Consider the following 21,803-nt stretch of genomic DNA (forward strand, 5'->3'; position numbering starts at 1 on the left):
ATGGCCGCAACGAAGACATTCGATTACATCATCATCGGTGCAGGTTCAGCTGGCTGTGTTCTCGCCAACCGCCTTTCCGCCGATCCAGCCAACAAAGTGCTGTTGCTGGAGGCCGGAGGACAGGACCTCAACCCGTTGTTCCGGCTCCCCATGCTGATGGGAAAGCTGTTTCATTCGGGCATTTACAACTGGCACTATCACACAGAGCCGGAACCTCATCTTAATGATCGCTCACTTTATTGGCCACGTGGAAAAGTGCTTGGCGGCACCTCCACCATCAACGGCATGATTTATGTGCGCGGAAACCGTCACGACTATGATCGCTGGGCGCAAATGGGTGCAACCGGATGGTCATATGATGAGGTGCTTCCTGCCTTCCTGCGCTCTGAAACCCATGTGCAGCGCAAGGATGATTTCCACAACACCGAAGGCGAGCTGACCGTCTGCCGTGCCCGGGGCTGGAATGGTTTGCTCGACGTTTTCAACAAAGCAGGCGAACAGGCCGGTTATCCATTAAACGACGATTTCAACGGTGGAGAACAGGAAGGCTTCGGTCGGTACGACTTTACCATCACTAAGGGCAAGCGCTGTTCAGCAGCCTATGCGTTCCTGCGCCCGGCAAAAAAACGCCCTAACCTGACGATCATCACCCGCGCCCACACGAGACGTGTGCTGATCAAGAATGGCCGCGCCATCGGCGTCGAGTACAGCCGAAAAGGCAATGTCACCAAAGTCCACGCAAATCGTGAGGTCATCCTGTCAGCAGGCGTGGTCAACTCCCCGCAAATCCTCATGCTTTCGGGCATTGGCGCAGCCAACGAACTGGCCGAACACAACATCAAGGTCGTGCAGGACCTGCCCGGCGTTGGCAAGAACCTTCAGGACCATGTCGATTGTGTCATGGCTTATGAATGCCGCGAACCGGTCACTCTCTATTCCGATCTGCGCGCCGACAAACTGACATTATCAGTCATTCAGGGAATGTTGTTTGGGGAAGGTATCACCACGACCTTCCCTTATGAGGCAGGGGCTTTTGTCAAGTCACGCGCTGATCTTGCAGCACCCGATATCCAGCTGCATTTCATGCCTGCGCTTGAAAAGACCGCAAACCTGCATTTCCCGAATCCGTTCAAGAAAGAACGCGTAGAAGCCAATCATGGTTTCTCGTTGCGTGTTGGCCCGGTCAACCCGGAAAGTCGTGGCCAGATCAGTCTGCGTTCAGCCGATCCGATGGACCGCCCGCGCATCAATGCCAATTATCTGCAAACTGAGTTCGATATTCGCACGATGATCAACGCAATCCGTATGACGCGGGATGTCATCAAGCAGAAAGCTTTCGACAAATATCGTGGCAAGGAGCTCGCTCCCGGCCCGGCGGTCGAGACCGATGCGGAACTGACCAAATGGCTGCGCGCCAATGCCATGACAACGTTCCATCCGGTTGGCACCTGCAAGATGGGCAACGACCCGATGGCAGTCGTCGATGCGCAGCTTAAAGTTCATGGCATTGAAGGCCTGCGCGTTGCAGACGCTTCAATCATGCCAATCATTTCCAGCGGCAACACAAATGCTCCGGCGATCATGATCGGGGAGCGCGCTGCTGAATTCATTCTCAAGGAGGCCTCATAATGATCGTCGAGCATCGCACTTATACTTTCAAGCCCGGCACGGTCGACGGCTGGCTCAAAAAATATGAAACCGAGGGCTTGCCGATCCAGAAGCGGCACCTCAACACGTTTCTCGGCCTCTATGTCAGCGAAATCGGGCATCTGCACCGGACCGTTCTGATGTGGCGCTATGACAGTCTCGCAGATCGTGAAACACGGCGTACTGCCATGTATGCCGATCCGGAATGGCAGACTTTTATCTCCGGTGTGTGGGCACTCGATGCAATCCAGACGCAGGACGTGATGATTATGAACCCGGCATCATTTTCGCCCGGCGCATAAAGCAGCCGGATGCAACAGTGCATCCGTAAAACCAAGGGCGGCGCATGAGCCGCCCCAATAAAAATTCGGGTACCGAACTTCCAGAGCAAGGAAATGGGAACATGACGAACAAAGATTCAAATCAAATCAATCTGCTGCGCCATTCCATCGACCGCAGAAGCTTTCTGAAAACGACGGCAGGTCTGGCGGCTTTCAGCATGACCAATGGCCTGCTGACAGCAGCATCCTATGCCGCGGGCGGTCTCGTTGCCCTTGTGCATACGCAGGCGGCAGGTGACGCGAGTGCTGTGGATTCCATGATCGCCAAGCTCAAGCAGCTTGCTGATGAACATGGCTTTCAATCACGCGCCGTCTATGCGCAGGACCCGGCAACCTACGAAACGATCTTCCGCACCCTGGGCGATGCAGGCGCTTCCGTGATCGTTTCAACGTTCAACGAAGTTGCGGAACCCTACAAGGCTTTGGCCCCATCCTATCCAAATACGAAATGGGTCCAGCTCTTCGCCGATCCTTTTGAGCCAGCAATTCCGAATGTCGTAACAGTCTCCTACGACTATTATCTCGGCTGCTATCTGTCGGGAATTTTTGCAGCGCGCTTAAGCAAATCCGGCAAGCTTGGCTTCATCGGCGGCGTATCCATTCCACCAATCAATGCCGATTATAATGCATTCAAGGCTGGTGCCTTGTCTGTGCGCCCGGATGCATCCGTGACGGTTGCTTTTGCAGGCTCATTCCAAGACCCGGCAAAGGGTCAGGAAATTGCGACGCAGATGTATTCAAGCGGCATCGACTTCATTCAGACGGACGCGGCGGCAACCGATTTCGGCATTATTGCTGCAGCGAAAGAAGGCGAAGGACGCCTCGTCAGCGTGCTCGACCCTGCACAGTTCCCACAAGGCCCGAAGAACGTGATTTCGATCGTCGGCCTCGATTTCGGCAACTCACTTTATAATGAAGTCACAAAGGCTCTCGGTAATGATTTTGCTGGCGGCATACATGAGCATACCGGCCTTGGAACGGGTGTGATCGACTTCATCCCATCACCGCTTTTCGCGGAACAGGGACCGGCAGATCTTGTCGCCAAGGCAAAAGAAGTTGAACCGGAAATAGCAGCGGCGCGCACAGCGATCCTAAACGGATCACTGAAAGTTCCGTTCAATACAACGCTCTGATTTCCGACTGGATCATGCTGCTATGAACAAGGCCAGCCCCCCCATATTTGAATGCCATGATGTGACCGTACGATATGGTTCCGTTGTTGCGCTCTCCGATGTCGGAGCCGTCTTCGAACGTGGCAAGATCCACGCCGTCGTTGGCCAGAACGGTGCCGGAAAAACGACCTTCGCCAGAGTTCTGGCTGGCCTCGTTCGTCCAGCATCGGGCGAACTGAAAATCGATGGCCGCCCACTTTTGGGCGGCAATGTGAAGGACGCCCGCCGTGCGGGTGTCGAGCTTGTGCATCAGAGTTTTGCGCTTCCACCATCCTTCACCGTTGCAGAGGCGATGCAATTCGGTGCAGAAGGTGGAGGTCTCTTTTCAAGAACTGGTCTGGAAAAGCGCTGGCAACCGCATCTCCACGCGCTTGATGTGAAGGTGAAAGCCAAACAGCGTATCCGTGATCTGCCGGTGGAAACCCAGCAAGGCGTTGAAATCGCACGCGCCCTTGTTTCGGACGCCAAGCTTCTCATCCTTGATGAACCAACCGCTGTTCTGTCCCCTGAAGGGGCAGACAAGTTGTTTGAACGTGTGCGTCGGCTTAAAGAACGCGGCGTGACCGTGATCCTTATCCTGCACAAGATCAGGGAAGTTCTGGCGATTGCCGACACCGTTACGGTTCTGCGCGGTGGAAAACTCGTTGACGGGCCGCTACCCTGTGAAGATATCAATGCCGATAAATTGGCCGAGCTGATCATTGGAGCTGCTGCTGCAAAAAACCTCAATGCAGACGATAAAGCCGCACTGACAGGCACAACAATCGTCACGCACCCTCATGAGGATATGGACGCTCAGGGCAGCGCGGCAATGCTCACTCCAATTCTGCGTATGACCAGAGTTTCAACGCGGCCCGATCCGGAAGGTCCGGCACTTGATCAGATCAACCTGAACATTCACCCCGGTGAGATCATCGGTGTGGCTGGCGTTGAAGGCAATGGACAGCGAACGCTGGTCCGCGCAATTGCAGCGATGGCTGATGTGACAGACGGCCACATTGCTATCGACAACACCGATCTGACCAGCGCACCTCTTGCTACCAGGAGAGCTGCCGGCCTGCGCATCATTCCTTTCGAACGTAATGTGGAAGGCCTGAGCCTGACCAGCTCGCTTTGGGAAAACTGGGCTGCTCGCAGCCTTCTTCAGAAGTCGCTGCTGTCAACAATCAGCCCGTCAGCCATCCGTAAACAATGCGACGCAGCACTCAAGGAATGGGATGTGCGCTATTCTGAAGTGGGCCAACGTGCAGGTTCGCTCTCTGGCGGCAATGCCCAAAAGGTTATCCTGTCTCGTGAAATGGATCAGGATGCGCGGCTCATTCTCGCAGCGCAGCCAACGCGTGGCCTGGACATTGGTGCGACCTCCTTCGTTTGGGATTCCATGCGCAAAGCACGGGCGCGCGGTTGCGGTTTGATGTTCATCTCATCTGATCTCGATGAAATCTTCGATATTTCTGACCGCGTGATCGTCATGCTTTCAGGACGCATCGTCGCCGAATTCCGACCACCTTATGACCTTGCAGCGGTTGGTGCCGCTATGACAGGAGTCCATCAATGATTGACCGGCTCGTTTCCGTTTTTCGCGCGCTGATCTTCATCCTGATCGGCCTCGCACTATGCGGCATCATCTTTCAGGCCGCGGGCTATTCAACCGGGCTGATGTTCCAGTCTATTGCGGAAGGCGCCTTCCTGCGGCCCGGCGCGCTGCAACAGGCTCTGCGATGGGGCCTGCCACTGTTCATCACAGCGGTTGGTGTCGCCGTGTCCTTTCGCGCTGGCTACTTCAATATCGGTGCGCAAGGGCAATTCTATATGGGTGCCATTGCAGCCGCATTCATGGCCGAATGGCTGAATGGTGCGCCTGCGCCAGTCCTCATAACCGGTTGTTTCCTTGCTGGCATGACCGGTGGCGCGTTATGGGCTCTCTGGCCCGGACTGCTGCGACTGAAATCCGGCGCTGATGAAGTCATCACCACCCTCATGGGAAATTTCATTGCGGGACTGTTTCTCCTTTATGTCACGGCGGGGCCTCTCAAAGACCCCTCCGGGACAGGACAGCAGGCATCGAGCCGCCCACTTGCGAGCGTCTACCGCATCAGCGACTCTCTCGGACTATCGCCCACCATCATTGCCATCGCCGTTATCGTTGGTCTGGCAATGTGGTTTCTGGTCAATCGAACGGCTTTCGGCGTGCTTTCGGGACTTGCGGGGCGCAACCCGACAATGGTGCAATGGCAGGGTGCGCGGACATGGCGTATCGGACTTGCCAGTTTCCTTTTGAGTGGTGCCCTTGCAGGTCTTGCAGGTACAATTGAATTCATGGGCCCCAACGGTCGTCTGACCGGCGGCTTCCTGCCGGGACATGGGTTTACGGCGATCCTTATCGCACTTGTGGCCAACTTTTCGGTTGTTGGAACCGCTTTCGTCGCCCTGTTTTTCGGTGGCCTCGCTTCAGCAGCTCTCTACATTCCGATCATGGCTGGCCTGCCTTCCTCGGCAATCGACATCATCAATGCAGCCATTGCTCTTTTCATCACAGCAAAATCCAGTGTCGTCGACCGGATAGCAAAACTCGGAGGACGGATATGGAAGACTTCGTAATCGCGATCCTGCGTTCAGGTACGCCACTGATTTATGTCACCCTTGCCGGCGTCATCGCTCAGCGAACCGGTATCTGGCATCTGGGGCTTGAAGGCCTGATGATTGCCGGTGCCTGCGCAACAATCATCGGCATTGTGCTCACGCAATCGATCTGGTTTGCGCTTTTGATTGCAATTGTCGTTTGTGTCATCGGATCGATCCTGTTCTGGTTTGTCGTCGAGAAACTGAAGGCAAACCAGATCATTGCAGGTCTCGGGCTCACAGGTTTGGGGCTTGGTGGAACAGCTCTCGCTGTCCAGTCTATTTTCGGGACACAGGCAGCCGTCAGTGCCCCGTTCGGTCTGCCACGCTTAGGTCCGGCCTTTGGCGCATATGGCTCACTTTCGATCCTCGTCCTGATGATGCCATTTGTCGTCCTCGCCATGTGGGTCGTCTTGCGGAGAACGCGCTTCGGCCTGCGTCTGGCAGCCGCTGGCGAGCATCCTTTTGCGGCACGCAGCGTTGGCGTCAATCCAGCTGTGATGCGCCTCGTTGCACTGATGATTGGCGGCATATTATGCGCACTCGCAGGCGCAGAGCTTGCAGCCGGTAGCCTTCAGATTTTTACACAGAACATGACTGCCGGTCGCGGCTTCATGGGCTTTGCAGCCGTAATATTCGGTGCGGGCCATCCGATTGGTGCAAGTCTGGCTGCCACGTTCTTCGCAGTCGTGGGTGCGCTCGGCATCAGGGCACAGCTCGCTTTCGGCGATCGTGTTCCGCATGATCTCCTGCTTGCGCTTCCTTATATCGCCACTGTTGTCGGCATCTGGGTCAGCACACAGTTACGCGGAGGCACAAAGGCTGCCAGCGGCTTCAGTGAATTGCGGGACCAGTAAAAGCAGTACGACGTAACATTTCAGGACGGATCGATGACCTTGAAGCAGAAGCAAACTATAATCAAAAACGCGACTGTCCTGACAATGTGCGCACAGCATGGAAGTCGCCCGTTTGAGGGCGACCTCCTGATTGAGAACGGTCGGATTTCGGCTATCGGGCAAAATCTCGCAGCCTCTCCCGATGCAACTGTGATTGATGGAAAAAACCGGCTCGTCATGCCGGGCCTTATCAACGCACACACGCATTCCAGCGAGACCTTCTTTCGTGGGCGCTATGAAGGCATGCCACTCGAAATATGGCTGCTGTATGCCTACCCGTTGCTGATGGGGCCGGTGATCGATGAAAGGCTGCTCTATCTTCGCAGCCTCCTCCTTGCGATGGAGTCATTGCGCAATGGTGTCACAACCATTTGTGACGATTTTTTCGATCCGCCTGCGCATGATCTCACGCGGCTGTCAGCGGTTTTCAAAGCCTATGAAGACGCTGGAATCCGAGCCAATGTGTCAAGCGCTGCGATGAATATCCATACGCTGGACGCACTGCCTTATGCCCGCGAAGTCATGCCGCCTGAATTACAGAAACAGCTCGATTTCGGACCGCCGATGTCAGCCAACGCCTATATGGACTATTGCCGGTCGGCTTTCTCGACACTGCATGGCACGGCTGGCCGTATCAATTTCATGCTGGCACCATCGGCACCGCAGCGCTGTACAGCGGAGTTACTTCAGGCATGTCACGAACTCGCGTTAAAAATGGGTGTTCCTTTGCATACCCATATTCTGGAGACAAAAACCCAGGCCGTCACTGGTCACGAACTCTATGGCAAAAGCCTGATCGCCTATATGCACGATCTGGGTGTTCTTACGCGTAACACCACTGTTGCCCATTCTGTCTGGGTCAGCGAGCAGGACATTGAACTCATGGGAGCGGCCAGATGCTCGGTCGCCCATAATGCGATTTCCAATCAGAAGCTCGGTGCGGGTATAGCGCCCATTCGCCAGCTGATGAATGCAGGCGCAACTGTCGGGCTTGGAACGGATGGTGTTTCTTCAAACGATACCGTGCGTATCTTTGACGTCATGCGTGTGGCGGGGCTCATTCACAGTGTATCCGGCCCTGATTACAAGGAATGGATTTTTGCCGACGATATCCTGAAAATGGCCACGATCGGCGGCGCGCATACTGCCATGCTTGAAAACGTCACCGGCTCCCTGGAAGTCGGCAAGGCCGCAGACCTATTGATCCTCGATCTCACCACACTCAGCTTTACCCCGCTCAATGATGTTGCGCGGCATCTGGTCTATGCAGAGAATGGTTCATCAATTGAGACTGTTATGGTCGCCGGTGAAATCGTCGTTCATCAGGGTCGGATGCGCTCAATTGATGAAGCGGCTATCCTTGCTGAAATCCGTGAACTTGTGCCGGCACACCTCGCCGAACACGCAAAACTGGAGCAACGCAACGCAGCGTTTCATTCGACCATGGCCGAAATTCATCGTCGCGCAACGTCAAAAGACATTGGCATGAACCGCTATGTGAGAGGCCCTGCCCAGTGAAGCGGCAGAGCATCTCCCGTTTAAGATGAAACGTTATGAATGCTCTATCTGTTTGTTTTTACGTATGTCTTTCTCCCAAGACCGGTTTACGCTTTTGGGAGACATACTCTAGAACGTCAGCTGAACCTTCATAGACTGGTTGCGGTCGCCAGCAATCTCAAAAGCTGAAAGAACGTCTTCAAGCGGATAGACGGAACTCAGAAGCGGCTTCACATCGACGGCTTTGCGGTTGATCATATCGACCGCAAGGCCGAACTCTTCGTGAAAACGGAAAGAGCCGCGCATATCGATCTCTTTCGAAACCACGATATTCTGTGGGATGGAGACATCGCCACCGAGACCGACCTGCACCAGAATGCCAAGTGGCTTCAGCACTTCCAATCCCGCCCGCATCGCACGCTCGTTACCAGAGGCTTCAAACATAATGTCGAAGTAGCCTTTGTTTGCCGCATAACTCGCCAACTGCTCGGGATGCTTGGCCACATTAATGGTCCGATCTGCGCCAACTTCCCTAACCTTTTTGAGCACTGGCTCCATCACGTCGGTCGCGACGATCTCGCGCGCACCATGGGCACGTGCAGCAATGATAATCAAAGCCCCAATTGGTCCGCAGCCGGTTACGAGCACTCGCTTATTCAGTAAGGAACCAGCACGCGCGACAGCATGGAGTGTCACAGCCAAAGGTTCGGCGAAGGCCGCCTCATGAACAGAGATGCCATCGGCGACTTTGTGGCATTGCCAGCTTTGTGCAACCAGCCTTTGACGAAAGGCACCCTGAATGTGCGGCATAGGCATCGCGCTGCCATAAAATCGCATATTAAGGCAGTGATTTTGCATGCCCCTGAGGCAATATTGACAGGCTTCGCAAGGCCTGCTTGGCGAGACGGCTACCTGATCGCCAGGAGCCAGTCCACTCACGCCAGTTCCCAGAGCCGTGATGGTTCCCGCCACTTCATGACCAAGTATCATCGGCTCGCGCAGACGAATGGCACCGATACCACCGTGATTATAATAATGAAGGTCGGAACCACAAATCCCACCTGCCTGAATGGCAACTTCGACCTGACCTGCGCTTACGGCTTCGGGTTCGCGCTCCTCAATTCTGAGGTCTTTAGCGGCGTGAATGACGACAGTTTTCATCCGGTCCTCCCTGATCTAACTTGCATATGTTATCGATAACATTTATGCAAGAACAATACTGTCAATGGCTGTTAAAGCATTTGAGTATCCGGGAGGAACCAATGACATTTCCGCTCTTCGATCTGACGGGCAAACTGGCCCTGATAACCGGCTCCAGCCAGGGGATTGGTCTGGCACTCGCCCAAGGGCTTGCCCAGCATGGTGCCGAGGTTGTCATCAACGGCCGTGATCAGACCAAAGTCGACACAGCAGTGAAAGACCTGAGAGCTGCAGGCCATAAGGCATATGCTTCCAATTTTGATGTCACTGACATTGAAGCGGTGAAGACAGGTGTAGCCGCGATTGAGCGCGAAATCGGACCTATTGAAATTCTCATCAACAATGCTGGCATGCAGTTTCGTGCGCCACTTGAAGACTTCCCAGACGACAAATGGCAGCAGTTGCTTGCAACCAATGTTTCCAGCGTTTTCTATGTCGGGCAGGCCGTAGCGCGTCATATGATCAACCGTAAGCATGGCAAGATTATCAATATTGCCTCGGTTCAAAGTGAATTGGCGCGCCCATCTATCGCGCCTTATACGGCAACCAAGGGCGCAGTGCGCAACCTTACACGCGGCATGGCAACGGACTGGGCCAAGTATGGAATCCAGATCAATGCTATCGCTCCGGGCTACTTTAAAACACCGCTCAATCAGGCACTGGTCGATAATCCCGAGTTCACCGGCTGGCTTGAAAAGCGCACACCGGCGGGCCGTTGGGGCAATGTCGAAGAACTGGTAGGGGCTGCGGTCTATCTCAGCAGCAATGCATCATCCTTCGTCAATGGCCAGGTGCTCCATGTTGATGGCGGCATGACCGCCAGCGTTTGATTACTGAATCACGTCAATCATGGGAGAAGATTGATGAGCAAGACTTCAAACATTGCAGTCATTGGCGCCGGCATCATGGGCACGGCGATCGCTACCCGATTGCTGGAGACAGGCAATCGGGTGCACGTTTTTGACCTTGATGCGGATAAGGTAGCCAAGCTTGTCGAGAAAGGTGCAACAGCCGCAGCATCTCCGGCTGAAGCGACCGCACAGAGCGACTTTGTCATTCTGAGCCTCAACCATGCCAATATCGTGCGCAGCGTTGTGTTTGGAGAGGGTGGCGTTGCACAAGCAGCATCGGCGGGAAAAACCCTCATCGACATGTCGTCCATCGACCCTTCAGAAACCGCGAAGATGGCCGAGCAACTCGCCGCTGAAACCGGAATGAAGTGGGTTGACTGTCCACTCTCCGGTGGGGCACCCCGCGCTCTCACTGGCGAGTTGACCATCGTTGCGGGCGGCGAAAAAGAAGACTTCGATCACGCTTATACCGTGATGCAACATCTTAGCGCCAACTACACATTGATGGGTCCCAGTGGAGCTGGCCAGACGACCAAACTCATCAACCAGCTTTTCTGTGCCGTAGCGTTTCAGGCCGTGGCGGAAGCAGTCAAACTCGCAGAAGCAGGCGGCGTTGACCCGGCAATCATTCCGCAAGCACTGGCAGGCGGCAGAGCCGACAATCGTATCATGCAGGAGTTCATGGGAAAGTTCGCGGCCCGCGACTACAGCCCCACCGGCCGCATCGACAATATGCTGAAAGATTTGGACGCGCTTCAGGCCTTTGCCATGAAAACCAAAACCCCGCTGCCAATGACAGGTCAGGTGGTTGAAATTCATCGTCTGCTCTGCGCAGCTGGATTAGGCGATAAAGATTCTGCCGAGATGATGCGCCTACTTGACGGCAGGTTATCATAAGAAAGGCGGCCATTGGCCGCCTTTATCGTTTCAGGTTCTGTCAGACGTCACTGACTACACAACCGCGGTCACAAGTTCCCTGCCGCCAAAATGCGCACTCAGATTTGCCAGAACAAGATCGGCCATCGCCTTTCGGGTCTGATGTGTTCCACTGCCGATATGCGGCGTCAGCACCACATTCGGCATGTCATAGAGTTCCGCCGGAACCGTTGGCTCGTTCTCAAATACATCCAGTCCAGCACCGCCAAGTTGCCCGGACTGCAACGCCTTAACCAGCGCCACTTCATCCACCAGAGATCCGCGTGCTATATTGATCAGCACGCCATTTGATCCGAGCGCCGCAAGCACGTCAGCATTGATCGCATGACGTGTTTCGGCACTTGCAGCGGCTGCGATCACCAGAACGTCGCAATTCTGCGCAAGTTCCAGAAGACTTGGGTAATAGTCGTAAGGCACATCCTGCTTTGCCCTGCCGGTGTAGCTGATCTGGCCATCAAAGCCTTCCAGCCGCCGGGCAATTGCCTTGCCGATACGACCGAGCCCAAATATCCCATAACGTTGCCCACTGACGCGCGTACCAAGCCCGATTTCGGCCTTTGGCCAATTTCCCTTACGCACATGTGCATCCGCAGTCGCAATGTGGCGCGCCTGCGCAATGATGAGACCAATCGCCGTATCGGCCACATCGGTTGTCAAAACATCCGGCGTGTTTGAAACGCGATATCCTCTCTGGCGCGCCTTCGGCAGATCCACCTTGTCAAATCCAACGCCATTGATGGCAACGATTTCAAGCGCGGGCAAGCGGTCTGCCAGTTCATTTGGAATGCCGATATGACCGCCAGTGACAACGCCCTTGATCTTGTCGCCATGCGTATTCAGGAAGGCATCCTGATCTTTGATCTCGAACCAGCGATGGACTTTATACTGCTCGTTCAGGCTTTGCTCCATTGCGGGGGTCAATGGGCAGAGCTGGAGTATTTCAACGGACATACTGTTTCTCTTTATTGGCTATTTCGGGGGTTATTTGACGTCCGATTTGACGAACTGGCGTAGCTCAGCAGTTTGGGGATTGGCAAAGAGTTCGGCTGAAGCCCCCTCCTCCCAGATTTTACCCTGATGCATGAAAATCGTCTTTGTCGCCACGCGCCTGGCAAACGCCATTTCATGGGTCACTAGGATCATCGTCATACCGCCCCGCGCCAGCTCCTCCATCACATTGAGCACTTCTTCCGTCAGTTCCGGATCGAGTGCCGACGTCACTTCATCGAACAGCATCACTTTTGGCTGCATTGCCAAGGAACGCGCAATTGCAACGCGTTGCTGCTGGCCACCCGACAACTGATCGGGATAGGCATCGAATTTTTCCGAAAGCCCGACGAGCTTCAAAACCTCTTCAGCCTTTTTACGGGCATCGGCTTTTGAAACAGCCTTTACGATCTTCGGAGCGAGCATGATGTTTTCGCCAACCGTCAGATGCGGAAACAGATTGTAGCTCTGGAAAACAATACCAACATCTTTGCGCAGTTTGCGTAGCTGGGACGCGTCACTGGTCACTTTATGGCCGGCGATTTCGATCTCTCCGGAGTTGATCTTCTCAAGCCCGTTGATGCAGCGCAGCAGCGTGCTTTTTCCCGATCCTGAGCGACCGATCAGGGCAAAAACTTCGCCACGTTCTACCGTCAGGGAAACGCCCTTGAGCACTTCGACATTGCCGAAGCTCTTGTGCACATTCTTGATGATGACTTCAGACATTGAGCCTCCTTTCCAGCCAGCGTGATAGCAATGACAGTGGGTAGCAAACTGCGAAATAAAGCGCTGCTACCACCACAAAAACGCGGAATGGCTGGAACGTTGCATTGTTGATAAGCGTGCCTGCGCGGGCCAGTTCGACAAAGCCGATAATCGACGCGATCGAGGTATTCTTGACCACCTGCACGGCAAAGCCGACAGTTGACGGCAAGGATATGCGAACGGCCTGTGGCAGGATCACATAGCGATATTGCTGAACGCGCGTCAGAGCGAGAGACTCCGATGCTTCCCATTGCTGTTTTGGAACCGACTGAATGCAGCCGCGCCAAATCTCTGCCAGATAGCCCGACGCATATACGGACATTGATGCCCCGGCAGCCAGCAGAGGGTGCAGATCAAACCCTGCGAGGCTCAAACCGTAGTAAGAAAGAAACAGGATCATCAGCACCGGAATGCCCTGAATGATCTGGATATAGGTGCCAGCGGCCACGCGCAGCCATTTCATTGTCGAAACACGGGCCAGCGCGATCAGGAAACCGGCAATGCCACCGCCAATCAATGCGATAGCAGTCAGCAATATCGTCCACTGCAAACCCGTAAGCAGAAACAGAAATTCGTCGGGGCCAAAGGTTCGAAAAGTCATGCTGACGCCTCCGGAATTGCTGCAACTGTGCGGCGGGCAACACGACGACCAAACAGCCAGAGCCCGATCAGCGCAAGGACTGCACGCAAGCACAATGCCAGCCCCAGATAAATCAGGGTCACGACGATGTAGACCTCGAATGAGCGGTAGGTTTGTGATTCAACGAAGGCAGCAGATGCAGCGAGTTCCTGAGTTGAAATCACTGAACAAACGCTGGATGCGAGCATCATCAATACGAACTGGCTACACAAGGCTGGATAGACCTTTGCCAAAGCAGGCAGAATGATCACATGCCGATAAATTTGTAGCCGCGTGAAACCGAGCGCCTCACCCGCCTCAATCTGTGATTTATGAACGGCCTCAATGCCTGAGCGGATGATTTCCGTGGAATAGGCTGTGAGGTTGATCGTCATACCAATCAGGGCCGCGACTTCGGCACCCACACGGAAGCCTGCCGCAGGCAGACCGAAATAGATGATGAACAACTGCACCAGAAATGGCGTATTGCGTATGATCTCGACATAGGCATCAATAAGAAAGCGAATTATGCCGCTATTCATCGACCGCAGCGAAGCGAACAAAACGCCGCCCGCGCAACCCAAAACGATGGACATGACTGACAGTTTGATTGTCAGCCATATGCCTGCCAGCAGAGCATCCTGATATTGGGCGATGACTCCGAACTGAAAAGTGTAGGACATGGTCCGGCCTCCCGCTGAATAACAGCGCTTGTGCGGATTCTTCTATGTAAAGATGTGAAGAAATCCGTCGGTGCAGCGAGGCACCGACGGAAAACCAATCAGAACGATGGCAGGTCAGGCATCGGACGGCCTGTCCACTTCACTGCAATCTTGTCCAGATCGCCTGAGATCTTCATCAGATAGATGGCCGTGTTCAGCCATTGACGGACCTCAAAATCTTCAAGCTTTGTGGCCATCGAATTGCCTTGCTGGAAGAAAGTGAACCCAACCTTGAGTCCCGATTCCGGGCGCTGTTTGATGATTGCTTCGCCCACAGTGGAAGGCAGCGCCACAGCATCTACCTGCCCGGCAATCAATGCCTGCGCGCTTGTGGAGTCATCTTCGTAGACAACGATTTCGAGCCCCTGAATCGCAGCTTTCCGGAGTGCTGTTTCCTGAGTAGAACCGCGGTTCACCGACACGCGCTTGCCAGCCAGGTCTTCAAGCTTGGCAAAGTTCTGATCCGGACCAGAAATAATATCCATATTGAAGGCGCTGTATGGCTGAGTAAACATCACCGTTTTAGCGCGCTCACCCGTTGGTGAAAGCGTGGCAACGAGGAAATCAACCTTGCCTGTTTGAAGCGCTGGAATACGTGCAGGCGGCGTCAGCGGAACAAGTTCAACAGGCAGATTGAGATAGGTGCCAAGTAGATTGGCGACATCGACGTCATAGCCCGCTGGATTGCCCTTTTCATCAACCATCCCCATCGGTGGGGCGCCTGTCAGCACGCCAATTTTAACGGTGCCGCGAGCAGTAATCTCACTCATAGTCACGGCATGGGCATCAGCCATGCCAAACATGCCAGCCATCGTTAAACCCATGGCCAAGTTACGAATTGTTTTCAGAATACGCATGATTTCTCCTCCAGTTCCCGCCTTCACTCAACCCTCCTTGAATGACAGCAAGACATCATCGTTATACGTTGACATTCGCTTTTATGTTGTCGCTCGATGTTTTCGATAACATCGCAAGTTCATGAATTTCCAGCTCTTAAACAGTATTCGATTTTACGCTCCCCTCCCGCGCAAGCCCCGGGAAAATCGCTTGTGACATTGAGACTGCGCTGAATATCAGCACGACCGTATCGTCGAAACGCAAAGACCTATCGTAAGTTATTCATTCCCATTCTTGCTGCTTGCAATAGTGCATGTTATCGATATCATTGCAATACCAAAAACTGGCACACGGGGAACTCTCCATGCATACACGTTCAGCAATTTTTGAAGGCACAATTCATCCCGGACGCGAGGAAGAGTTCTTTCACATCGTGAAGGAACAGCTGCTTCCGGTCTGGAAGCGCATGCCAAATGCGCAAGCCGTGCGGGTCATGCGCATGTTGAATGTGGACCCCGGCTCACCGTCTATCGCTATGGTGCAGGAAATAGATTATCCGTCGTTGGCGGCGGTCGAAGAAGCTTTGGCTTCGCCCGTGCGGCTGGAAGGACGTGTCATCACAGACAAAATGATGGAAATGTTTGACGGCCGTTTCTACCATGTTGTCTATGAGCAAATCCCAACGGCCGAAGCGACGCTGACCGTGTGATAAACCAACCGATCAGACAGGACTTTGCATGATCACCTCGCCCGCAAGAAAAGCAACCATGCGAGACGTTTCCCGCCTCGCGGGCGTATCGCAAATGACTGTATCGCGTGTTCTCGCAGACCCGGAACTGGTGTCTGAAGCCACCCGCAAGCGGGTGATGGAAGCCATCGAACAGCTGAGTTACGTTCCGGATCGGGTTGCTGGCAGCCTCTCTTCACGACGCACCAACTTCATCACCGCAATCTTGCCAACGCTGACGAATTCCAACTTCGCCGATACCGCTCAGGGACTTGCAGAATCCCTGCGGCCCAAAGGCTATCAGCTGCTGATCGGTTTCACGATGTACAAGCTGGAGGAAGAAGAACGCATTATTCGCGCCATGCTTGAGCGACGCCCCGACGCGATTGTCGTGGCAGGCACGGTTCACACAAAGGCGGCCACGGAAATGCTGCTGCGCGCCGATATTCCTATCGTTGAAATATGGGGCAAGCCTGACAAGCCGATTGACCACTCGGTTGGGTTTTCCAACTATGAAGTGGGACGCTCCGCCGCGCGATATCTGCTATCGCTCGGCCACAGGCGCATTGGTGCGCTCGGCTCACGAACAGATGCCGACGCTATCGACTTGCGTGGCGAAAGCCGATTGATGGGTTTTGCCTCTGTGTTGCGCGAAGCAGGCGTGAGTGACCAGCTGATTGTGCGGGAAGGAACGGCACCTGTGTCGCATGATCACGGCGCACGAACCATATCGACCCTGCTGGAGCGCGCACCAGATGTAGAGGCCGTATTCGCCGTATCAGATATTTCTGCTTTCGGCGCACTGATGGAATGTCATCGCCGTGGCATCAAGGTGCCTGAACAATTGTCTCTGATGGGCTTCGGTGACTTCGATATTGCACGCCAGTCGGTTCCGGCAATCACGACCATACGCGTCGATGCCGTCGGAATCGGTGTCAAAACAGGCGAATTACTGCTCAATGTTTTTGATAAAGGCGATGCAGACACCCAATCTCTTGCTCCATCGCTGGTGGATGTGGGCTTCAAGCTCATTGAACGTCAGACCGCATATTGCCGCGGTTCATAAACTGAGGCGACCGCATTATAAGAATACGCGATTGGGTTCCCGCACAGCGAAAATCCAACCGCGTATTTTTCTACTCAGTCAGCAACGATCAACCGCTGTGGAAACCACCATCGACTGGCAGGGTAACACCGGTGATGAAGCTGGCTGCAGGCGAAGCAAGGAACAATGCAGCACCTACAAGATCTTCAGCCTCGCCCCAGCGCTTCAGCGCTGAACGCTGCGCAATGGGTTGTTCTGTCGCCGGATTTTCCCACAAAGCGCGCGTCATGTCGGTGCGGTGATAGCCCGGCCCGATTGCGTTGACACGCACGCCATCCGGGCCAAACTTATGCGCCAGAACACGCGTCAGGCCGAGAATGCCAGTCTTGCTGGCCGTGTAAGCAGGAACCCCGGCATCCGCAAGATAGCTGAGCATAGATGCCACCGCTATTACCGAACCCTTGCTTTCCTTTAGCTTTGGGTATGCGGCCATTGTCAGACGGAACACGCTGTTCAGATTGATATCCATGACATCGTTGAATACGTCATTTTCCCACTCCGTCTGATCCCGTGCAACACCTTGTGCATTGATCAGCACATCGATGCGCGGCTGTTTGGCCATGAATGCAATGGCATCGTCATTGCTGCGAACGTCAAGTTCATAGAACTCAATGCCCTTATTGGCCTCGTCCTTCACAGCCTTTTCGATCTTGGTGACGGAGCTGCCACTTGCAGCAACTGACGCACCAAGTGCCGCGAAACCACGCGCCATTTCAAGGCCGATACCGCTCGTAGCACCCGAAACCAGCACGCGCTTTCCCGCAAACAAGTCCTTGGCGAAAGACGAAATGACGTTCTGCATAATATCCTCCCAGTAAATACTATAAAACTCAGATCAGCTGCTTCAATGCAGCGACAACCATGTCCGGCGTGACCTTGATCGGCTCATTGTGAATGATTTCACCTGCCCGGCAGGCGCGCTTTGCAACGATTTCGAGCTTTTCGTCGGTCGCGTTTTCAATGCCGATATCGGCAAGGCTGGTCGGCAGACGCACGGAAAGACAAAATTCGCGCACTTTCTGAAACTCTTCTTCAGCGCCATGCAGCTTTAGGCCTGCCAGAACTCCGATGGCAACTTTTTCACCATGCAGATGATGATGAACATCGTCGAGTTCGCACAGCCCATGATGGATAGCGTGTGCCGCTGCAACGCCACCGGACTCGAAACCAATACCGGAAAGCAGAATGTTTGCTTCGATCACGCGCTCCATCGCAGGGCCAGCCTGTTTGGCATCGCATTCCGCAAGTGAGGCTGCACCAAACTCGAAGATGGTATCGCGGCAGAAGCGCGCGACTTCATAGGCAAGGCTTACACCCTGCATTTTCATGCAGTTGAATGCGCCCGACTGACGGCAGGAGTCAGCCTCATAAAAAGTTGCAAGTGCATCACCAATACCGGCTGCAAGGAACCGCGCCGGCGCTTGTGCAATCAGCGCCGTATCCACCAGAACCAGATTGGGGTTGCCTGGCAGGAACGTGTCATAAGCCACGGAGCCATCATCGTTATAGACAACAGCCAAAGCACTGCACGGAGCATCAGATGCAGCAATTGTCGGGAAAATGATCGACGGAAGCCCAAGGTCGCGTGCGGCAGCTTTTGCCGTATCAAGCGCCTTGCCACCACCAACACCGATGACGACTTTCGCGCCTGCGTCACGGGCGTGGGCAACCAGAGCCGCAATCTGACTTTCCGAGCATTCGCCGCCATGGCGCACGATGCGTACTTCCGGGCCAGATGCAAAAGCGGCATCAACCTTTGGCTTCAGTATATCGAAAATACCATTGTCTAAAAGCACCACAGCCTTGTCGCCAAAGCCCGAAGCTTCTTCGCCCAGGCGGCCAATGACGCCTGCACCTTGAATGTAACGGCCCGGAAAACGTGCGCCGCGCATGGTTGAAGCAGCACTTACCAGCATACATAGCCTCCATCGGCCAGTACAATCGAGCCGGTCATGAGGCTTGATGCATCGCTCGCAAGGAACAGAATGACGGATGCGACTTCATCCGTGCGTCCGAGCCGGTTCATTGGAGTGCCGCCAACCCAATGACGATACATTTCCGGATCCTCATAAACGTATTTGTTCATTTCTGTGTCGATATAGGTCGGCGCGACCGAATTAACGCGAACGCCACGTGCGCCCCATTCAGCGGCCAGAGAGCGCGTCAGATGATGCACTGCGGCCTTGGATGCGTTGTAGTTGGCCTGTTCCTGCGGACGGTTCACAATGAAACCGGACATGGATCCAACATTGACGATGTTGCCTGACCCATTTTCAAGCATCGTCTTACCAAATGCGCGACAGCACCAGAATACGCCATTGAGATTAACGTCAATAACCTTGTTCCAGATGTTGTCTGCCATGGTTTCGGCTGGATGATTGCTGATCGCGATCCCGGCATTGTTGACGAGAATATCAACGCGGCCATGGCGTGCGACAACCGCATCATGCACACGCTGAACACCTTCAACATCGGTGACGTCCAGCAATTCGCCTTCGACGCTGTAGCCCTTGGCAGACAGTTCAGCCAGGGCTTTGTCCAGCAGTTCCTGGCTCATATCGGTGAGGATCACCTTAGCGCCAGCCTCGGCCAGTGCCTCAGAGGCAGAAAGACCGATACCGCGTGCGGCACCCGTGACGACTGCAATCTTGCCGTCAATTCTGAACTTTTCGAGAAACATGGAAATGCTATCCTTGTCTGACTTGCTATTGGGCAGCCGCGCTTAAGAGCGACTGCAAACTGGAAAGAAGGTCTTCGGGATCGGCGATCACAACGCCATCCGGGAAAGTGAGATCGGTGCGGTGCGGCTCTGGCCAACCGATAACGGTCATGTCTGCCGCAAGGCCGGCGCGTGCACCCGGCACGCTGTCTTCGACAACAATGCAATGTGATGGCTCAACACCAAGCAGATAAGCGCCGCGCAGATACGGTTCTGCCGCTGGCTTGCCTTCGCGCACATCATTACGCGACACACTGATAAAATCAGGCCGCTGAAGGCCAACAGCACGCAGATTTGCATCCACAAGCATACGATCTGAATTGGAAACAATAGCGTAAGGGACGCCCGCCTTTTCGAGATAGGCCAGCACTTCCGCTGCACCCGGACGCAGTTTCAGTCGGATAGCTCCGTCTATATAGGCCGCATATTTCGCTTTGACGAAGGCATCAAGATTGGCAGTAAAGCCAGTCTCATTGCGTAGCATGGCGTGACAATCAGCAATAGTTGTGCCGGTTACACGGTTTTCGAAATCATCTGGCACCGTGCCCGAAAAAGCTGCGATAGCCTCAAGAAGCGTTTCATAATGCAATGGCTCGCTGTCAACGAGCGTTCCATCCATATCAAAAAGAACGGCATGCGAACTCATTGCGGCAACCTGTCGAGATCATCATAGAGTGACTGGCTATGCGTATACAGCTTCTCAAAGAAGGCCTGCATCGGCGCATAGATTTCTGCCCAGCGTGGATCTGGTTCAATTTCCGCCGAATAATGCACAAGCGCGTCCGCAGCATCTTCAACCGTCGAATAACGCCCCGTGGCCGCTGCCGTCATGATCGCACAGCCCACCAAACCACATTCTGCTTCCTTCGGCACAAGGATCGGAATGCCATAGACGCTGGCCTTGATTTTCAGCCACAGTTCCGTCTTCGCACCACCGCCGGAAGCGATTACGTGCTCAAGCTTGGAGCCGGAAATGCTATCGAGAACATTGATATGCCGTTTGACGGCGAAGGCCACGCCTTCCAGCACCGAACGGTGCAGATGCGAAATGCCGTGCGCCGCACCGATACCGAAATATTGCGCGCGCGCGTTGCGGTGCTCGCCAAGACGTTCACCTGCCAGATAAGGCATGAAGAACAGACGCTCAGAACCGGCTGGCGCTTCCGCAGCTTTCGCCACGATTTCCTCATAGGAAACCTGCTTGTCATGGAAAGCACGGCGCGCCCAACGCATCGCATCGCCGCCAGATTCAAGCAGCATGAACGCGCCCCAGTTGCCTTCCACGGTCCCGACATTACAGACAGAGGCATCAAGCAGCGGCTTATCAGTGATTGCGGTGATGATTGCTGACGTTCCCATCACTTCTGAGCCGACACCCGGACGGCAAACGCCAGAGCCAAGCAACGCAACAGGATAATCCGCACCGCCAACCAGAACTGGTGTTCCTTCACGAAGGCCCGTTTCGCGAGCAGCTTCCGCCGTTATGTTGCCGAGGATTTCTGTCGGATTGCGCAGCGGTGCCAGTTGCTTGCGATCCAGCCCAAGCAGATCGACCATATGCTGCGACCAGTCGCCAGTGCGCGGGTCCATGAGAAAGCTTGCGCCACCATCATTACGGTCCATCGCGATTTCGCCAGTGAGCTTGAGATTGATGTAATCCTTCGGCATCAGCACGGCGGCAGTGCGCGCAAAAGCCTGCGCATCATGATCGCGCAGCCATTGCAACTTGAAACCCGGCCAGGACGGCGCTGCCGGATTGGCGCTGTGTTCCAGATATTCCGCCGGGCGGTGTTTGGCTTCAAAGGCTGTCACATAATCAACAGTGCGCTTATCATTCCACAAAGGTGCGGTGTCGCGTACCAACTCACCCTTATCGCCAACCAGAACGGTGCCATGCATCTGCCCACACGCGGCAACGGCTACGATCCTGTCGCGAGCATCTGGAACCTTGTCCAGCACATCTCGGATCGATGCTGCAACACCCTGCCACCAGTCTGCCGGACGCTGTTCCGACCAGCCAAATTGCGGCACAATCTGCTCGTGTTCACGCGCAGCAACGGCGACTACATTGCCACGGCAGTCCATAAGGGCAGCGCGTACGCTGCCCGTTCCGACGTCGATTGCAAGTGAGAGTTCATTTGGCATGGAACACGTCATCAA

Annotated in this window: 22 protein-coding genes; 11 read left to right on the plus strand and 11 right to left on the minus strand. The window is 54.6% G+C overall.

The window, feature by feature from the left end; genetic code table 11:
- The 7 genes from CEV32_RS06845 (at position 1) to CEV32_RS06875 (ending at position 8,196) form a co-directional block, all read left to right on the plus strand.
- Positions 1–1,629: a GMC family oxidoreductase gene (locus tag CEV32_RS06845; protein WP_094575533.1), complete on the plus strand. Its 1,629-nt coding sequence runs from the start codon at positions 1–3 to the stop codon at positions 1,627–1,629.
- Positions 1,629–1,949 carry an NIPSNAP family protein gene (locus CEV32_RS06850; RefSeq protein ID WP_094575535.1) on the plus strand — a complete coding sequence of 107 codons (321 nt, stop codon included), beginning with the start codon at positions 1,629–1,631 and terminating at the stop codon, positions 1,947–1,949. Before CEV32_RS06845 ends, CEV32_RS06850 begins: the two co-directional genes overlap by 1 nt.
- Positions 1,950–2,050: 101 nt before the next feature.
- Positions 2,051–3,121: a BMP family ABC transporter substrate-binding protein gene (locus tag CEV32_RS06855; RefSeq protein WP_235818753.1), complete on the plus strand. Its 1,071-nt coding sequence runs from the start codon at positions 2,051–2,053 to the stop codon at positions 3,119–3,121.
- Between the two features lie 22 nt (positions 3,122–3,143).
- Entirely contained in the window at positions 3,144–4,718 is a 1,575-nt protein-coding gene (locus CEV32_RS06860; RefSeq protein WP_094575537.1) for an ABC transporter ATP-binding protein, read from the plus strand.
- Entirely contained in the window at positions 4,715–5,761 is a 1,047-nt protein-coding gene (locus CEV32_RS06865; RefSeq protein ID WP_094575539.1) for an ABC transporter permease, read from the plus strand. Before CEV32_RS06860 ends, CEV32_RS06865 begins: the two co-directional genes overlap by 4 nt.
- Positions 5,746–6,639 carry an ABC transporter permease gene (locus CEV32_RS06870; protein WP_094575541.1) on the plus strand — a complete coding sequence of 298 codons (894 nt, stop codon included), beginning with the start codon at positions 5,746–5,748 and terminating at the stop codon, positions 6,637–6,639. The genes CEV32_RS06865 and CEV32_RS06870 overlap by 16 nt, the downstream gene beginning before the upstream one ends.
- A 33-nt stretch (positions 6,640–6,672) precedes the next feature.
- Positions 6,673–8,196: an amidohydrolase family protein gene (locus CEV32_RS06875; RefSeq protein WP_094575543.1), complete on the plus strand. Its 1,524-nt coding sequence runs from the start codon at positions 6,673–6,675 to the stop codon at positions 8,194–8,196.
- Positions 8,197–8,304: 108 nt separating this feature from the next.
- Here the strand turns inward: CEV32_RS06875 and CEV32_RS06880 are convergent, their stop codons facing one another.
- The gene (locus CEV32_RS06880; protein WP_094575545.1) at positions 8,305–9,336 is read right to left on the minus strand and encodes an L-idonate 5-dehydrogenase; all 1,032 of its coding nucleotides are present in this window, start codon (positions 9,334–9,336) and stop codon (positions 8,305–8,307) included.
- A 101-nt stretch (positions 9,337–9,437) separates the two neighbouring features.
- Between CEV32_RS06880 and CEV32_RS06885 the strand changes: the two genes are divergently transcribed.
- Together CEV32_RS06885 and CEV32_RS06890 are read left to right on the plus strand one after the other, a co-directional pair.
- Positions 9,438–10,205: an SDR family oxidoreductase gene (locus CEV32_RS06885; RefSeq protein ID WP_094575547.1), complete on the plus strand. Its 768-nt coding sequence runs from the start codon at positions 9,438–9,440 to the stop codon at positions 10,203–10,205.
- A gap of 33 nt (positions 10,206–10,238) precedes the next feature.
- Entirely contained in the window at positions 10,239–11,123 is an 885-nt protein-coding gene (locus CEV32_RS06890; protein ID WP_094575549.1) for an NAD(P)-dependent oxidoreductase, read from the plus strand.
- A 54-nt stretch (positions 11,124–11,177) separates the two neighbouring features.
- On the opposite strand, the gene CEV32_RS06895 is transcribed toward CEV32_RS06890, so the two are convergent.
- From CEV32_RS06895 to CEV32_RS06915, 5 genes are all read right to left on the minus strand, one after another.
- A complete protein-coding gene (locus tag CEV32_RS06895; RefSeq protein WP_094575551.1) occupies positions 11,178–12,113 on the minus strand; it encodes a 2-hydroxyacid dehydrogenase in 936 nt (311 codons plus the stop codon).
- Between the two features lie 30 nt (positions 12,114–12,143).
- Complete coding sequence (locus tag CEV32_RS06900; RefSeq protein ID WP_094575553.1) at positions 12,144–12,875, minus strand: amino acid ABC transporter ATP-binding protein; 732 nt, start codon at positions 12,873–12,875, stop codon at positions 12,144–12,146.
- Complete coding sequence (locus CEV32_RS06905) at positions 12,868–13,515, minus strand: amino acid ABC transporter permease (RefSeq protein WP_094575555.1); 648 nt, start codon at positions 13,513–13,515, stop codon at positions 12,868–12,870. Before CEV32_RS06905 ends, CEV32_RS06900 begins: the two co-directional genes overlap by 8 nt.
- Positions 13,512–14,216: an amino acid ABC transporter permease gene (locus CEV32_RS06910; RefSeq protein ID WP_094575557.1), complete on the minus strand. Its 705-nt coding sequence runs from the start codon at positions 14,214–14,216 to the stop codon at positions 13,512–13,514. The genes CEV32_RS06905 and CEV32_RS06910 overlap by 4 nt, the downstream gene beginning before the upstream one ends.
- A 98-nt stretch (positions 14,217–14,314) precedes the next feature.
- On the minus strand, positions 14,315–15,079 hold the full coding sequence (locus tag CEV32_RS06915) for a transporter substrate-binding domain-containing protein (RefSeq protein WP_374882749.1): 765 nt from the start codon (positions 15,077–15,079) through the stop codon (positions 14,315–14,317).
- A gap of 377 nt (positions 15,080–15,456) precedes the next feature.
- On the opposite strand from CEV32_RS06915, the gene CEV32_RS06920 reads away from it, so the two are divergent.
- Positions 15,457–15,801 (plus strand): EthD domain-containing protein, encoded by a 345-nt coding sequence (locus tag CEV32_RS06920; RefSeq protein WP_094575561.1) that lies wholly within the window; start codon positions 15,457–15,459, stop codon positions 15,799–15,801.
- Between the two features lie 58 nt (positions 15,802–15,859).
- Complete coding sequence (locus tag CEV32_RS06925; protein WP_094575675.1) at positions 15,860–16,885, plus strand: LacI family DNA-binding transcriptional regulator; 1,026 nt, start codon at positions 15,860–15,862, stop codon at positions 16,883–16,885.
- 88 nt (positions 16,886–16,973) lie between these two features.
- Here CEV32_RS06925 and CEV32_RS06930 read toward each other — a convergent pair whose 3' ends face one another.
- The 5 genes from CEV32_RS06930 to CEV32_RS06950 are packed head-to-tail and all read right to left on the minus strand — an operon-like array spanning position 16,974 to position 21,788.
- Positions 16,974–17,726, minus strand: coding sequence for an SDR family NAD(P)-dependent oxidoreductase (locus CEV32_RS06930; protein ID WP_094575563.1), 753 nt, complete (start codon positions 17,724–17,726; stop codon positions 16,974–16,976).
- A gap of 28 nt (positions 17,727–17,754) precedes the next feature.
- The gene (locus CEV32_RS06935; protein WP_094575565.1) at positions 17,755–18,840 is read right to left on the minus strand and encodes a glycerol dehydrogenase; all 1,086 of its coding nucleotides are present in this window, start codon (positions 18,838–18,840) and stop codon (positions 17,755–17,757) included.
- On the minus strand, positions 18,831–19,604 hold the full coding sequence (locus CEV32_RS06940; protein ID WP_094575567.1) for an SDR family NAD(P)-dependent oxidoreductase: 774 nt from the start codon (positions 19,602–19,604) through the stop codon (positions 18,831–18,833). Before CEV32_RS06940 ends, CEV32_RS06935 begins: the two co-directional genes overlap by 10 nt.
- Positions 19,605–19,629: 25 nt before the next feature.
- Complete coding sequence (locus tag CEV32_RS06945) at positions 19,630–20,289, minus strand: HAD family hydrolase (protein WP_094575569.1); 660 nt, start codon at positions 20,287–20,289, stop codon at positions 19,630–19,632.
- Complete coding sequence (locus tag CEV32_RS06950; protein WP_094575571.1) at positions 20,286–21,788, minus strand: xylulokinase; 1,503 nt, start codon at positions 21,786–21,788, stop codon at positions 20,286–20,288. Before CEV32_RS06950 ends, CEV32_RS06945 begins: the two co-directional genes overlap by 4 nt.
- Between the last annotated feature and the right edge of the window lie 15 nt (positions 21,789–21,803).

The sequence above is a fragment of the Brucella rhizosphaerae genome (genome assembly GCF_002252475.1).
In the GTDB taxonomy this organism is placed as follows: domain Bacteria; phylum Pseudomonadota; class Alphaproteobacteria; order Rhizobiales; family Rhizobiaceae; genus Brucella; species Brucella rhizosphaerae.